This window comes from Rhizobium giardinii bv. giardinii H152, from assembly GCF_000379605.1.
In the GTDB taxonomy this organism is placed as follows: domain Bacteria; phylum Pseudomonadota; class Alphaproteobacteria; order Rhizobiales; family Rhizobiaceae; genus Pararhizobium; species Pararhizobium giardinii.
Window position 1 is genome coordinate 247761 of the sequence record NZ_KB902578.1, and the last position, 13391, is coordinate 261151.

Sequence of the window (13391 nt, forward strand, 5' to 3'; positions counted from 1 at the left end):
GGCGATATTTCAAAGACTGCCAGGGACAAAACCAGGATATTAGAGCAGGAGCGCGAGGTTTCCACATCGATCTCCCCCCTTGAGGGGGAGATGCCCGGCAGGGCAGAGGGGGGTAAGGCCCCGGCAACGAAAAGCGCTGCGATACACTATCTCTCGGCCCAAGCGCGCAGCGATCTCTCCGAGGCCGATCGTCTCCGCGTCCGAACCGTAACCCGCCCTGCCACCGATTTTGCCAGGGCGGAAAAATTCGAAGCCATGTCGGGTGGTGCGGGCACGTCCATCGCATCCGTCAACCAGGACAGTTTTTCGCAATTTTCGGCCAACATCACCTTTGCCGAGGAAGGGACGTTCAAGCTCGGCAATGCGCTGTTTCGCAAGCTCTGGGTCTCGTCGCCCTCCTCGACGCAGGCCTCGGACGGCCTTGGGCCGCTCTACAATGCCCGCGCCTGCCAGACCTGCCACCTGAAGGACGGCCGCGGCCACCCGCCGGAAGGATCGACGGACACGACCTCGATGTTCCTGCGGCTTGCCCGCGCGCCGAAGACCGACGCGGAGCGGGCGGCGATTTCGGCGCATGCGGTGTTGAATTTTCCGGATCCCGTCTATGGCGCCCAGTTGCAGGACAGTGCGGTGCCCGGCCTTCCCGCCGAAGGTCAGATGAAGATCGCCTATACCGAAGCTCCGGTCACGCTCTCGGGCGGCGAAACGGTTTTCCTGCGCAAGCCGCACTATTCGATCGACACGCCTGCTTATGGTGCGCTCGATGAAACGACCACGCTTTCGCCGCGCGTGACCCAGGCGATGAGCGGGCTTGGACTGGTCGAGGCGATCCATCCGGCCGACATCCTCCTCAATGCGGATCCGGACGACCAGAACGGCGACGGCATCAGCGGCAAACCGGCGCTGGTGCGTGATCCCGCCTCCGGCAAGCTGACCCTCGGCCGCTTCGGCTGGAAGGCGCAAAGCGCCACCGTGCGTCAGCAGAGCGCGGATGCTCTTGCGGGGGACATTGGCATCTCGTCGCCGGACGTCAGACGCAGCCATGGAGATTGCACCCCGGCGCAGGCCGACTGTCTGGCGATGGCCGACGGCGTGCAGTCGAGGCTGGGCGATACCGAAGCGCCGGATCCTATCCTCGACCTCATCACCTTCTACGCGGAAAACCTGGCGGTTCCGGCGCGGCGCCAGGCGAGTTTCAAGGAAACGCTGGCGGGCAAGAAAGTCTTCTATGAGACCGGCTGCATCTTCTGCCACGTCCCGAAATTCGTCACCCGCCGCGACGCTGCCAACAAGGCGCATGCCTTCCAGTTGATCTGGCCCTATTCCGATTTCCTGCTGCATGACATGGGCGAGGGGCTCGCCGACGGCCAGCAAGTGGGCGAAGCGTCGGGCAGCGAATGGCGCACGCCGCCGCTCTGGGGTATCGGATTGACCAGGACGGTGAGCGGCCACACGTTTTTCCTGCACGACGGGCGGGCCCGCAATCTGACCGAAGCGATCCTCTGGCACGGCGGCGAAGCGGCAGAAGCCCGCGACCGGTTTGCGGCGCTGGAAAAAGCCGATAGACAAGCCCTGATGACATTCCTGGAGTCTCTGTGATGCGCCACCGGCTTCCCCTGCTTCTCGGCCTCGGCCTTGCCATCCTGTCGCTGCCCGCCATGGCCGAGGATGTCGACGAGGCCATGCCGCCGCGCGCGGGGCTCAAGCTTGAGGCGGTGCCGGGCGTCATGCAGAAGGCCGTCGACGATTTCATCCGCCCCGGTTACCTCGACCTGATGGAGGGCACGCAATCGCTTGCCGAAGCGGCCCATGTGCTGTGCGACAAGCCGTCCGAAGAAACGCTCGGCGACGTGCAGATGACCTTCGACGAGGTCGTCCAGCAATGGTCGACGATCGAGATCGTCCGCGTCGGGCCGGTCATCGAGGGCAACCGTTTCGAGCGCTTCCTGTTTTTCCCGGATCGCAAGAGCACCGGCCTGAAGCAGGTCCAGCGCATCGTGGCGACACGTGACGAGACGGCAACCAAGGCGGAAACGCTGAAGGGCAAGAGCGTTGCCGCGCAGGGTCTCGGCGCGCTGGAATATGTGCTTTACGGAACCGGCGCGGAGGTCCTGTCGTCGGAGAGGAACGGGTTCCGCTGCCGCTACGGTGCGGCGATCGCCGACAACCTGAAGTCCATTGCCGCCGAACTTCATGGCGAATGGGAAAAGCCGGATGGCATCCAGTCCGCCTGGAATGCGCCCGGTCCCGACAATCCGCTCTATCGCGACGGCAACGAAGCGGCGACCGAACTGCTCGGCATCCTCGTCCATGGCGTCGAAAGTATCCGGGACCAGCGCCTGCGGCCGTTCTATGCCGGCATCGTCAAGGGCGAGCCGGACAAGGGACATCCGAAGCTGGCGATCTACTGGCGCTCGGGAAATACCATGCCGGCGCTCTCGGCGAATTTCACGGCGCTCCAGACGCTGTTCAACGCGGCCGACATGCAGGCGCTGCTGCCCGACGACAGGCGATCGATGGTGCGCGCCATCAACCATGTCCTGCAGGCTATCGTCGACGATGCCGATCAGATCGATCTGCCGATCGATGAGGCGATCGAGGACGAGGAGCAGCGCGTCAGGCTGAACCGGATCCTGCAGAACACAAATGACGTTCTGCAGCGGCTCAATCTCGATTTCGGCGGTGCCATCGGGCTTGGTGCGGGCTTCTCTTTCGCCGATGGCGACTGAGCCTCGAACCAGCGCTTCGATCGCCCGCCAAGCCTTTGAAAGCGGTTGACAAAAACCGTCCAGAGGCGCAAAGCGTCAATCGTGTTCCACCGCGAACACGGCCATACAAGGATCAACGGATCATGAACCCCGACAGTCGAAGTACCGCTTCGATTTTGCCGACCGTCAGGCCCTGAAAGCAGGGGGTCGCTGGCGGTCGACAGACTTGCCAGAATGGAACCCCGATATGCTGCGCATCTACAAAAGCCAGAACAATCACTTTGCCCTGCTCGACGCCGCGGAACTGGCTGAAACCACACCGGTCGTGTGGTTCGATCTGTTCAATCCCACCCAGACCGAGACCCGCATCGTCGAACAGCATCTCGGCATCGAAATCCCGACGCGGGACGAAATGCAGGAGATCGAGCTTTCCGACCGCCTTTATCAGGAGGACGGCGCCGAGTTCATGACCATGACTGCGGCGACCGAGCTCGACGGCGACAATCCGGTCAAGGTGCCGGTCACCTTCATCCTGAAGGGGGCGACGTTGGTAACCGTTCGCCATGCCGATCCGAAGCCGTTCCATCTCTATGCCACGCGCATGCAGCGCCCGAACGGGGTCTCCTGCGAAAGCGGCGAACTGGCCATGCTGGGGCTTCTGGAAGCCATGATCGACCGTACGGCCGATGCGCTGGAGCGTATCGGCAACGAAGTCGACGGCATCTCGCGGGAAGTGTTCCGCAAGAACACATCCAGCGTCACGAAGAAGACCCGCGACCTCCAGTCGCTGATCGAGCAGATCGGTCAAAAAGGCGATTTCCTGAGCGTCATCCGCGAAAGCCTCGTCAGTGTCGGCCGGCTCGTCGCCTATCACACGGCGCTCGACGGGATCGGCATCCGCAGGGCAATCAAGGAAAGCCGCCAGCGGGTCAAGCTGATCCAGCGCGATGCGGCCTCGCTCGGTGACCATGCGCTGTTTCTGTCGAACAAGATCAACTTCCTGCTCGATGCGACGCTCGGGCTGATCAACCTGGAGCAGAACCAGATCATCAAGATCTTCTCGGTCGCCGCCGTCGTCTTCCTGCCGCCGACGCTGGTCGCCTCGATCTACGGCATGAATTTCGACGTCATTCCGGAGTTGAAGTTCGAGTTCGGCTATCCGATGGCGCTGTTCATGATGGTACTGTCGGCCTATCTGCCCTTCCTCTATTTCAAGCGGCGGGGCTGGCTTTAAAACGGCAACCCGATAGGCGATAAGGGTGTCGCGCAACGCGCGGCACCGTCTCGAACCGGCGTATTCTCATGAACTTCATCCAACGCCAATCCAGGAATTTGATCGGCCGCCGCACCTTCCTGACGATGGCGGGCGCGAGTTGGGCGGTGACGCTTGCGCCGAGCGCCGCCTTCGCGCTGTCACGAGCTGAGGCCGTCTATGCCTCCGCCTTCATGGCGCATGATGGCTCCTATGGGATCGCAACTCTGACCGAGGAAGGCGACATCCTCGAGCGGGTGCCCCTGCCGGCGCGCGCCCATGGCATGACCTATTCACCGGTCAGCAACCGTGCCGTCGCCTTTGCCCGCAGGCCCGGCACCTACGCGCTGATCTTTGCGCCGGACAACAGTCAGGGGCCGATCGTCGTCACCTCGGTCGAGGGCCGGCATTTCTATGGCCACGGCTGCTTTTCGGCCGATGGGCGGCGGCTCTACGCGACGGAGAACGATTTTTCCGGCAATCGCGGCATGATCGGCATCTATGACGGCACGAACGATTTTGCCCGGATCGGCGAATTTCCCTCCTTTGGCATCGGCCCGCACGACATGACGCTGTCAGCGGATGGCCGGATGCTGGTCGTCGCCAATGGCGGCATCGAAACACATCCGGATTTCGGCCGCACCAAACTCAACCTCGATCACATGGAGCCGTCTTTGGCGCTGGTGGACACGCGAACGGGCGCGCTGATCGAGCGCCACGCCATGCCGGACCACCTGCGCCAGCTTTCCACGCGGCATGTGGATATCGATGCCGATGGCAGGATCTGGTTCGCCTGCCAGTATGAAGGCGCGCGCAACGACCTGCCGCCGCTTGCCGGCTCCTTCTCACGCGGGGAGGATATCCGCTTCCTGGAACTGCCGGAGGAGACGACGGTGGCGCTGGCCAACTATGTCGGCGCCATTGCGGTGAATCGGCGCGACGGGCTGGTGGGTCTGACCTCGCCGAAGGGCGGCACCGCGGTGACGGTGGACGCGAAGACGGGCAAGGTCGTCAGGCAGGACAGCCTTGCCGACGCGGCCGGCATCGCCCCCGCCCCGCATGGCTTCGTCGCATCATCCTACAGCGGCCAGTTCGGCGAAGCACACAGCAAGGTCGCCTGGGATCAGCACATCGTCAGGGTCCGGAAACTCTGAAAGCGGCGGGTTCAGGATTGACCATCGGCTCGTCGGAGCAAGGCTTCGATATTGTCCCAGAGATAGGCGACCTGCTCGTAGCTGCGGTCTCCGACCCCGACCCCGCTCGTTCCAATCACTTTCGCGCCAAGCCGTTCATAAAACTGCCGGTTGGGGTTGCCGGCGAGAACCCAGGCAAACAGGGACCTAGCGCCTTGCCCGGCGCATTGGGCCGCCACCGACCGCACCAGGGCAGCGCCGATGCCGGCCCGCTGATGCTCGCTGCGGATATAGAGCGCGTAAAGTTCATGAATATGCGCTGGAACACGGCCGCGCGGCGGGCCGAAATTGGCAAAGCCGATGATGTTGCTTCCGACCGGCTCGACGGCGACGAGATAATGGATACCCGGCACGCCCATCCGCCGCGCAAGGCGTATGGCTTCATCTTCGCGCGACATGCCATCGAGAAAGGCATCGGCCAGCAGCCCGCGAAACGTCGAGCGCCAGGTGTCGACCAGGACACCGGCGATCGCGAAGACGTCGTCGCCGGTGGCAGGGCGTATCTGGAAGGGCTTGTGTTCATCCATGCAGTCGATATGGGGATTGCGCATGGGACATGACAGTGCCGTTTGACGTCGTGGCTATGTGCCCCTCATTCGCCCTGCCGGGCCGTTTTGACAGGGAGAAGGAGACATGCGGCGCCCGTTTTCCGCCGATCTCCTCAGCCGAGCAAGGCACGTCCCCTCTCGCCGCTAGCGGGGAGAGGGTGAGGGGCAAGAAACGGCGTCTTTGCCGTTGCGTCGTGTACCATGGACATCGCGGAAGGGAATTTCATGGCGGCGCTTTCTTGAGTTGCTGTTCGTGCTCCACCTCGCCCGGATCGCCTTCGCCCGGTTGCCCAACACATCGATTTTCCTTCTTGATTGAGCTTGTCCTTGTTTTTGCGCCATGCGACTGTCTGCCCGCCGGGATTTCTCGGCTCGAGAACGCTACGATTGAGAGAACACGGTGGAATTTCGCGACCGCATCCGCAACAGTTTCGGCAGGCAGGCCGCCATGGCGACGATCGGCGCCGAGCTGACGCGGGTTGAGCAGGGCACAGTCGAGATCGAGCTTCCCTTCGACGAGAAACTGACGCAGCAGCATGGCTTCCTGCATGCCGGCATCATTTCGGCGGCGCTCGATGCCGCTGGCACCTATGCCGCCTATTCGCTCATCGATCCCGACGCCTCCATTCTCACCATCGAATTCAAGGTCAATCTGATGTCACCGGGCAGGGGCGAGCGGTTCCTGTTCCGCGGCGAGGTGACGAAACCGGGCACGACGATCATCGTCTCCGACGGTCGCGGTTATGCGCTTTCCGCTGATGGACCGGCCAAGCTGATCGCCTCGATGACCGCGACGATGATGGTGATCCGCGGACGCGAGGGAATTGAAGGATGACATTCGAACTGAAGCATGTGGCAGGCAAGACGCTGCTCTACGTCATGGCCGTCGATGCGGAATACGGCGTGCACCTGCGCGAGCGCATTTCACCGCTGATGACCGGCGTCGGCCCGGTCGAGGCGGCGGTAACGCTGACCCGCACGCTGTCGGACCTGCATCGGCGTGACAGCCTGCCCGATCTCGTCGTCTCGCTCGGCTCCGCCGGCTCGGCGCGGCTCGAACAGACCGAAGTCTATCAGGCGACCTCGGTTGCCTATCGAGACATGGACGCGTCGCCGCTCGGCTTCACGAAGGGCGCCACACCGTTTCTCGACCTGCCCGTCACCGTCGATCTGCCGCTGCGCATTCCCGGCGTAAAACGGGCAAGTCTCTCGACCGGCGCAAATATCGTTTCCGGCGCGACCTATGAGACGATTGCTGCCGACATGGTCGAGATGGAGACCTATGCCATCCTGCGAGCCTGCCAGTCCTTCGGCATCCCACTCGTCGGGCTGCGGGGCATTTCCGATGGCAAGGCCGACCTGAAGCATGTCGATGACTGGACGGAATATCTGCACGTGATCGACGAGAAGCTCGCGGCCGCCGTCGATGCGTTGGAAAGAGCCGTCGAAACGGGCGAAATCGCCGTCTGACGGCGCAAAATTGTCGGGGTGCAATGTAATCGTTGCGCTTATGGCCGCCTTTATTTAAAGGCTCGCCATAGTTCCCCATCAGATGACCCCAGCCAGCGGAAGCGCGTCATGACAGCGACAGTCCATCCCGATACCGTTCTCATCATCGATTTCGGCAGCCAGGTCACGCAGCTGATCGCGCGGCGCGTTCGCGAGACCGGCGTCTATTGCGAGATCGTGCCCTTCCAGTCCGCCGACGAGGGCTTCAAGCGGCTGAACCCCAAGGCGATCATCCTCTCGGGCAGCCCGGCCTCGACGCTGGATATCGGCTCGCCGCGCGCGCCGCAGGTGGTGTTCGACAGCGGTCTTCCGGTTCTCGGCATCTGCTATGGCCAGCAGACCATGTGCGAGCAGCTCGGCGGCAAGGTCGAGGCCGGCCATCACCGCGAATTCGGCCGTGCCTTCATCGAAATCGGCAAGGACTGCGCGCTCTATGATGGTCTTTGGACCGTCGGCTCCCGTCACCAGGTCTGGATGAGCCACGGCGACCGCGTCACCGCCATTCCGGAGGGCTTCGAAGTCGTCGCGACCTCGCCGAACGCGCCGTTTGCCTTCATCGCCAACGAGGCGAAGAAATTCTACGCCGTGCAATTCCATCCGGAAGTGGTGCACACGCCCGACGGCGCAAAGCTGCTCGCCAACTTCGTTCACAAGGTCGCGGGCCTCAAGGGCGACTGGTCGATGGCCGCCTATCGCGACAAGGCCATTGCCGAAATCCGCAAGCAGGTCGGCGACAAGCGCGTCATCTGCGGCCTTTCCGGCGGCGTCGACTCGTCGGTCGCCGCACTCCTGATCCATGAGGCGGTCGGCGACCAGCTGACCTGCATCCTCGTCGACCACGGGCTGATGCGCAAGAACGAGGCAGCCGACGTCGTTGCCATGTTCAAGGCGCACTACAACCTGCATCTGGTGCACGTCGACGCATCGGACCTGTTCATCAATGCGCTCGAAGGCGAGAGCGATCCGGAGGTCAAGCGCAAGACCATCGGCCGCCTCTTCATCGATGTGTTCGAGGCAGAGGCCAAGAAGATAGGCGGCGCCGAGTTCCTGGCGCAGGGCACGCTCTATCCGGATGTGATCGAAAGCGTTTCCTTCACCGGAGGCCCATCGGTCACCATCAAGTCGCATCACAATGTCGGCGGCTTGCCAGCGCGGATGAACATGCAACTCGTCGAGCCGCTGCGCGAGCTGTTCAAGGACGAAGTGCGCGTGCTTGGCAAGGAGCTCGGCCTGCCGGACTCGTTCATCGGCCGTCATCCCTTCCCAGGTCCGGGCCTCGCCATCCGCTGCCCCGGCGGCATCACCCGCGAAAAGCTTGAAATCCTGCGCGAGGCCGATGCCATCTATCTCGACGAGATCCGCAAGGCCGGCCTCTACGACGCGATCTGGCAGGCCTTCGCGGTGCTGCTGCCGGTCCAGACCGTCGGTGTCATGGGCGACGGACGCACCTATGAATTCGTCTGCGCGCTGCGCGCCGTCACCTCCGTCGATGGCATGACGGCGGATTTCTATCACTACGACATGGAATTCCTCGGCCGCGCCGCCACCCGCATCATCAACGAAGTGCGCGGCATCAACCGCGTCGTCTACGACGTGACCAGCAAGCCGCCGGGCACGATCGAGTGGGAATGATTTTTGCCCACCCGAGGGTATCCGGGAATACGCCACAGTACGCCGTAAGGCACTGATAAATAATAAAAATCATGTCAGCATCTATCGCGTGCTATCGGTGTATAGAGATCTGCCCCGACGGCCCGCGTGACGGGCCTTGCTCATATTGAACAGCAGCGAAAACAGAAGTACCGTCAGGAGAGAACAGGCTCTTGACGGTACTTTTTTAGCTATAAGGCGCTGAAAAAGCAGATAATTTTCCGACAAGACTCGCCCAAAACTGCCTGACGGTACTTTTTGGAGGTGGCGCGGAGATGCTGACAGATGCTGCGATCAAGGCTCTAAAGCCTCAGAGTAAAATGTATAAAGTTGCGGATCGGGACGGCATGTATGTGCGCGTCATGCCGTCCGGCGCGATATCGATTCGTCTGGACTATCGGCTGTACGGGCGTCGCGAGACCGTCTACCTCGGAAAGTATGGACGTGATGGCATCTCGCTGGCGCGCGCCCGCGAACTCTGCATCGACGCAAGAAGGGCCGTCAGCGAGGGACGCTCACCCGCGATCGAGAAGCAGCGTGAGAAGCGACGGCTGAAGGAAGCCAAGAGCTTTGGGGAATTCGGTGAGAAGTGGCTTGTCAACGCGCCGATGGCTGACAGCACCCGGGCAATGCGACGCTCGATCTTCGAAAGGGAGCTGCTCTACTAACAGTAGACTGTGAAACGCCAATAACTTGGGCGACACGCCGAAAGCTACCGTATTCAGCCGCGATCATTGCATACCGCAGGTAACGGAGATCGAGAGACATATCGGGCATGTTCGCGAATCCTTGTACTACTCGCGCTCAGTGAGCCGCAGGTTTATGGTGCACCTTCTGAATTCATGACGGTTCCGATTTGATTTTCATGTCGGGGTGAGGCCAATCATCACCGCGCATCAGGGGAGAGTCAGCAGAACATGCTCAGTCCCGACCCCAATATGGATGCCTTTGGCCCCACCAACCCGCTCCACTAAGAGTTTCGATCCGTCTATTGGTGGGGTGCTCCCCCGCCAAGCTGGTTTCGGACGAAAGCCGCCGAGAGTTCAATCGCATCTCGCGCGGCCTCAAGGCTGGCAAGACTGAACGGGAAGCAGTGCGTCATACCTTCCCAGATGTGAACAGCGATCGGAACCCCGGCCTGCTCCGCTGCATCGTCGATGGCTTTGGCGTCATCGAACAGGATCTCGTCGGTGCCAACATGGACCATGATCGGAGGCAGGCCAGCGAAAATCCCGAAGCGAGGCGAGATGCGTGGGTTGCCGGCATTGATGGTGCCCGCATAGAGTGCGACCGCCCCGGCTAGCGAATCTGGCGTCAGGATAGGGTCCACATCGGCCTTCTCCGATAAACTGGACGACGTCAGCGTCAGGTCGGTCCAAGGCGAGATAAGGAGGATGCCCCGCAGCGCTGAACCCGTGGCTTGCGCCGCCGCGAGTGCGAGTCCGCCACCGGCGGAGTCGCCGGAGATTGCGAGATGCTTTCGCCCTTCATTCTGAAGAGCCTCGATGACGGCGATGGCTTGATCGAGACCGGCGGGAAACGGTGCTTCGGGAGCAAGCGCGTAGTCGGGGATGAATGCCGATACGCGGGCCTTCTGCGCCAGGTGGCTGACGAAGTTCCGATATGCCTGAGCTGAGCCAAGGACGTAGCCTCCACCATGGAGATGGAGCAGTGCCGCGTCGGCGGGGGCGTCGGCAGGAATGCACCACCATCCCGAAACGCCGGCGATCATGCCCGGCTCGAAGCGGACGTTGTCCGCCGCCGGGGTCAAAGCCAGGAATTCGTCGTACCAGCCTCGGGCTTCCGGCACGACTGCGAGTTTCGGCAGGGTGGCCATATATTCGCGCGTCGCCACCATCGTTGCCGCGTCAACTGATGTCTGTTTATGCTGTTTCGTCGCCATGACGGCCACTCCGTATGTTCTGAAATTGAGACCGAATTTTTTGGGAAGGTGCCGGCACCGCGGTGTGCAGGGTCACTGCCCTCCCGTCGGTGCCGGACGTAGCCACTGCAAAAGCAGCCGGCTTGTTTACATGTTCAGCATACGGCCGCCGTCCACGACGATCTCGCTGCCGACCGTCCAAGCCGAATCGTCAGACGCGAGATAAACCACCGCCTTGGCGACTTCCGCCGCGCTGCCGAAGCGGCCGGCCGGGATCCCTGCGATGATGTCTTTGTTGATCTGCTCGCGATAAGCATCGGGAACGCCAAGCTTGTCGTAGAGCGGTGTGTCGATCGGACCGGGGCTGACCGCGTTGAATCGGATGCCACGCTGCAGGAGTTCCGCGGACAGCGTCTTCGACAGGTTGAGGAAGGCCGCCTTGGTCGCTCCGTAAACCGACGAGGTGGCGGCGCCGACATGCGCGCTGATCGAGGTGTTGAGTACAACCGACGCCGGATTGGCGAAGATGGGCAGCAGTGCCTGAATCAGGAAGTACGGCCCCTTCACGTTGATCGCGAAGATCCGGTCGAAAACTTCCGGGGTCCACGCTTCGATTGGCTGCCAGATCGAGATGCCGGCGTTGAGGAAGGCGACGTCCAACTGGCCGTAATGCTCCTTCACCGCAGCGGCGAGCGCCTGCTGCTCTTCGACGCTCGCGCTGTCGGCCTTAATGACGGGAACTTCGGAGCCCAGGATCGACTTGGCCTGTGCGATTGTCTCAGGGTTGTTGCCCGTTACGATGACGCGCGCGCCCTCGTTCAGGAACTGTTTGGCGGCTTCGAGGCCGATCCCCGTTGTGCCGCCGGTGATGAGGGTGCGCTTTCCATTAAGTCGCGTCATGTGTATCGCCCTTATATTTGAATTCATTGCTATGACCCAAAGTGTCGGCCATGGTCGCGCCAAGTCCTGTTGGGTATCTGGTAAATAGGCGCCCCGCAGGCTTCGAGCACGCCGGATCCGCTCAATATCTTGCCCAATTATCTCAATGTGCTCCCGGCAACCACACCACACAGGCACTGCTCGTTGATGAAGTGGATCATCGAGCAGCGCAGAATCATCTGGATGAGTTGATTGCTGCCGGGTCATTGACCGTTCGCGGCCTAGCTAGCGAGACATAGGCAGTCTGCAGCCCCAAGCCGTTCCAGCCGTGGAAGCTGGATCGCGCGCCTTGTCGAGCCTCAGTTCGGCGGTGCCATAGCGCGCCTCTGTCGGCCAAAGGTCGTAGAACGTCGAGGCGGCAAGGGCGGGCGTGCCAGGTCTGGAGGTGGCGCATGAACTCGTCGGTTGGCCAACTTCCGATCCCAATCTCACGGTCGGAGGTGATGTTGCACACCTTTCACCTCTGTGGGATAGCTCGTCGGGCGGACGGTTTCCATGTGGCCCGGCGTATGGCATTCAGCGCAATGGACAGGGCTTTCGATCGGATAGCGCCTCGGTGCCATTCCGCAGACCGGTTGGGGGCCTTAACAGGCTAAGGCTGCGCGGCAGGGCGTGCCACCGGATGTTGGCGGCGATGCCATAGCTCAGCCCGGTGCGACTGTTGCAATGATGGCTCATGGCCACCGCCTGGGCGATGACGGGCACGTCCGATGGACCGGTCGGTTCGGGTCGTCAGGCGACGTGCGAGACGACGTCGAAAGCGCGCGTCTCGGACCGCCCGGCTAGGAACGGCAGGGTCAACGGCCGATTGGCCGCCATGTGCGGCGAATTGCGGTGCGCGGCGAGGGCATCCTCGTCCTCGTAGATTTCGACGAGAGTGTAGCCGTCCGGCGCTTCCCGCGACCGAAAAAGCGCGTAAAGGCTGTTACCCGGTTCGTTGGCACGCACCGCCTCCGCCTGGATGGCGAAGGCGCGCTCGAACTCTGGGCCGCTGCCCGCCTTAACAGTGAGTTCGATCATTATTCCGATCATCATTTGCCCCCACCTGGAAGGGTATGGCATACTTGGCACCCTGTCGAGGTGCCGGGGATGCCGCTAGCCGCCTACACCTGCTTGACGAACTCCTGCGTGGTGATGGCGTTGGCATAGAAGGGGGCGATTTCGGCGAGGAAATCTTCCTGCTGCTTCTTCGTGTAGCCCGCCGAGGCATCCCAGACGACGTTGGTGTGATAGCCGAGGTCGTGCGCGCTGCGCATCGAGGATTCGACGCACTGGCGCAGCGAGAAGCCGGCAAGATAGATATCGAAGATGCCGTTGTTGCGCAGATAGCCGTCGATCGTGGTGCCGACAAAGACGCTGCTGCCACCGGCGCGCTCGCGCACGACATGTTCGCCCGCGGCCGGTTCGAAGCCGGGGAAGAAATCGGCCTGCTCGCCCAGAAACGAGCGATAGGTGCGCATCATGCTGCGCAGCCCGTACTTACCATCGCCCAGTACCTTGTATTCCGGCTCGAACTTCAGCGAGGCGTGGAGGACATGCATACCGCGTCGGCGGGCCTCAGCGAGGATGATCTTCGAATTGGCGATCGCGGTGTCGGCCTGCTCCCGGTCCTGGAACGAGGGGTAAATGCCGCCGGTCGGCGAGAGCCAGTCGTTGACATATTCAATCAGGATGAGTGCGCTCTTGGATGCGTCGGTCATGATATTATTC

At 62.1% G+C, this 13391-nt stretch carries 13 protein-coding genes and 1 pseudogene; 8 read left to right on the plus strand and 6 right to left on the minus strand.

Annotated elements, in window-relative coordinates:
- Positions 1 to 90: 90 nt before the first annotated feature.
- From A3AY_RS0101250 to A3AY_RS0101265, 4 genes are all read left to right on the plus strand, one after another.
- Entirely contained in the window at positions 91 to 1599 is a 1509-nt protein-coding gene (locus A3AY_RS0101250) for a di-heme oxidoreductase family protein (RefSeq protein ID WP_018323852.1), read from the plus strand.
- Complete coding sequence (locus A3AY_RS0101255) at positions 1599 to 2729, plus strand: imelysin family protein (protein ID WP_018323853.1); 1131 nt, start codon at positions 1599 to 1601, stop codon at positions 2727 to 2729. The genes A3AY_RS0101250 and A3AY_RS0101255 overlap by 1 nt, the downstream gene beginning before the upstream one ends.
- Before the next feature lie 226 nt (positions 2730 to 2955).
- Complete coding sequence (locus A3AY_RS0101260; protein WP_018323854.1) at positions 2956 to 3942, plus strand: magnesium transporter CorA family protein; 987 nt, start codon at positions 2956 to 2958, stop codon at positions 3940 to 3942.
- A gap of 68 nt (positions 3943 to 4010) precedes the next feature.
- Positions 4011 to 5114, plus strand: coding sequence for a DUF1513 domain-containing protein (locus A3AY_RS0101265; RefSeq protein WP_018323855.1), 1104 nt, complete (start codon positions 4011 to 4013; stop codon positions 5112 to 5114).
- 11 nt (positions 5115 to 5125) lie between these two features.
- Here the strand turns inward: A3AY_RS0101265 and A3AY_RS0101270 are convergent, their stop codons facing one another.
- On the minus strand, positions 5126 to 5704 hold the full coding sequence (locus tag A3AY_RS0101270) for a GNAT family N-acetyltransferase (protein ID WP_018323856.1): 579 nt from the start codon (positions 5702 to 5704) through the stop codon (positions 5126 to 5128).
- Positions 5705 to 6149: 445 nt separating this feature from the next.
- Between A3AY_RS0101270 and A3AY_RS0101275 the strand changes: the two genes are divergently transcribed.
- From A3AY_RS0101275 to A3AY_RS0101290, 4 genes and pseudogenes are all read left to right on the plus strand, one after another.
- Positions 6150 to 6536 carry a PaaI family thioesterase gene (locus A3AY_RS0101275; protein WP_083925883.1) on the plus strand — a complete coding sequence of 129 codons (387 nt, stop codon included), beginning with the start codon at positions 6150 to 6152 and terminating at the stop codon, positions 6534 to 6536.
- Entirely contained in the window at positions 6533 to 7171 is a 639-nt protein-coding gene (locus tag A3AY_RS0101280; RefSeq protein WP_018323858.1) for a 5'-methylthioadenosine/S-adenosylhomocysteine nucleosidase, read from the plus strand. The genes A3AY_RS0101275 and A3AY_RS0101280 overlap by 4 nt, the downstream gene beginning before the upstream one ends.
- A gap of 108 nt (positions 7172 to 7279) precedes the next feature.
- Positions 7280 to 8842: a glutamine-hydrolyzing GMP synthase gene (guaA, locus tag A3AY_RS0101285; protein ID WP_018323859.1), complete on the plus strand. Its 1563-nt coding sequence runs from the start codon at positions 7280 to 7282 to the stop codon at positions 8840 to 8842.
- Between the two features lie 293 nt (positions 8843 to 9135).
- Positions 9136 to 9519, plus strand: a pseudogene (locus tag A3AY_RS0101290) (Arm DNA-binding domain-containing protein); the annotation flags it as partial.
- Here A3AY_RS0101290 and A3AY_RS41325 read toward each other — a convergent pair.
- The 5 genes from A3AY_RS41325 to A3AY_RS0101310 form a co-directional block, all read right to left on the minus strand.
- Positions 9458 to 9637 carry a helix-turn-helix domain-containing protein gene (locus tag A3AY_RS41325; protein WP_083925871.1) on the minus strand — a complete coding sequence of 60 codons (180 nt, stop codon included), beginning with the start codon at positions 9635 to 9637 and terminating at the stop codon, positions 9458 to 9460. The pseudogene A3AY_RS0101290 and the gene A3AY_RS41325 overlap by 62 nt on opposite strands.
- A 211-nt stretch (positions 9638 to 9848) precedes the next feature.
- Positions 9849 to 10763, minus strand: a complete 915-nt coding sequence (locus tag A3AY_RS0101295; protein ID WP_018323861.1) for an alpha/beta hydrolase fold domain-containing protein — start codon at positions 10761 to 10763, stop codon at positions 9849 to 9851.
- Between the two features lie 126 nt (positions 10764 to 10889).
- Complete coding sequence (locus A3AY_RS0101300) at positions 10890 to 11642, minus strand: SDR family oxidoreductase (RefSeq protein WP_018323862.1); 753 nt, start codon at positions 11640 to 11642, stop codon at positions 10890 to 10892.
- Between the two features lie 771 nt (positions 11643 to 12413).
- Positions 12414 to 12716 (minus strand): putative quinol monooxygenase, encoded by a 303-nt coding sequence (locus A3AY_RS0101305; protein ID WP_234913012.1) that lies wholly within the window; start codon positions 12714 to 12716, stop codon positions 12414 to 12416.
- 68 nt (positions 12717 to 12784) lie between these two features.
- Positions 12785 to 13381, minus strand: a complete 597-nt coding sequence (locus A3AY_RS0101310) for a cysteine hydrolase family protein (RefSeq protein WP_018323864.1) — start codon at positions 13379 to 13381, stop codon at positions 12785 to 12787.
- Between the last annotated feature and the right edge of the window lie 10 nt (positions 13382 to 13391).

Coding starts and splice junctions, on each gene's coding strand:
- A3AY_RS0101250 (WP_018323852.1), top strand. CDS start 91: ATGCCCGGCAGGGCAGAGGGGGGTAAGGCCCCGGCAACGAAAAGCGCT.
- A3AY_RS0101260 (WP_018323854.1), top strand. CDS start 2,956: ATGCTGCGCATCTACAAAAGCCAGAACAATCACTTTGCCCTGCTCGAC.
- A3AY_RS0101305 (WP_234913012.1), bottom strand. CDS start 12,716: ATGATGATCGGAATAATGATCGAACTCACTGTTAAGGCGGGCAGCGGC.
- A3AY_RS0101280 (WP_018323858.1), top strand. CDS start 6,533: ATGACATTCGAACTGAAGCATGTGGCAGGCAAGACGCTGCTCTACGTC.
- A3AY_RS0101275 (WP_083925883.1), top strand. CDS start 6,150: ATGGCGACGATCGGCGCCGAGCTGACGCGGGTTGAGCAGGGCACAGTC.
- A3AY_RS0101295 (WP_018323861.1), bottom strand. CDS start 10,763: ATGGCGACGAAACAGCATAAACAGACATCAGTTGACGCGGCAACGATG.
- A3AY_RS0101255 (WP_018323853.1), top strand. CDS start 1,599: ATGCGCCACCGGCTTCCCCTGCTTCTCGGCCTCGGCCTTGCCATCCTG.
- guaA (WP_018323859.1), top strand. CDS start 7,280: ATGACAGCGACAGTCCATCCCGATACCGTTCTCATCATCGATTTCGGC.
- A3AY_RS0101270 (WP_018323856.1), bottom strand. CDS start 5,704: ATGCGCAATCCCCATATCGACTGCATGGATGAACACAAGCCCTTCCAG.
- A3AY_RS0101265 (WP_018323855.1), top strand. CDS start 4,011: ATGAACTTCATCCAACGCCAATCCAGGAATTTGATCGGCCGCCGCACC.
- A3AY_RS0101300 (WP_018323862.1), bottom strand. CDS start 11,642: ATGACGCGACTTAATGGAAAGCGCACCCTCATCACCGGCGGCACAACG.
- A3AY_RS0101310 (WP_018323864.1), bottom strand. CDS start 13,381: ATGACCGACGCATCCAAGAGCGCACTCATCCTGATTGAATATGTCAAC.
- A3AY_RS41325 (WP_083925871.1), bottom strand. CDS start 9,637: ATGCCCGATATGTCTCTCGATCTCCGTTACCTGCGGTATGCAATGATC.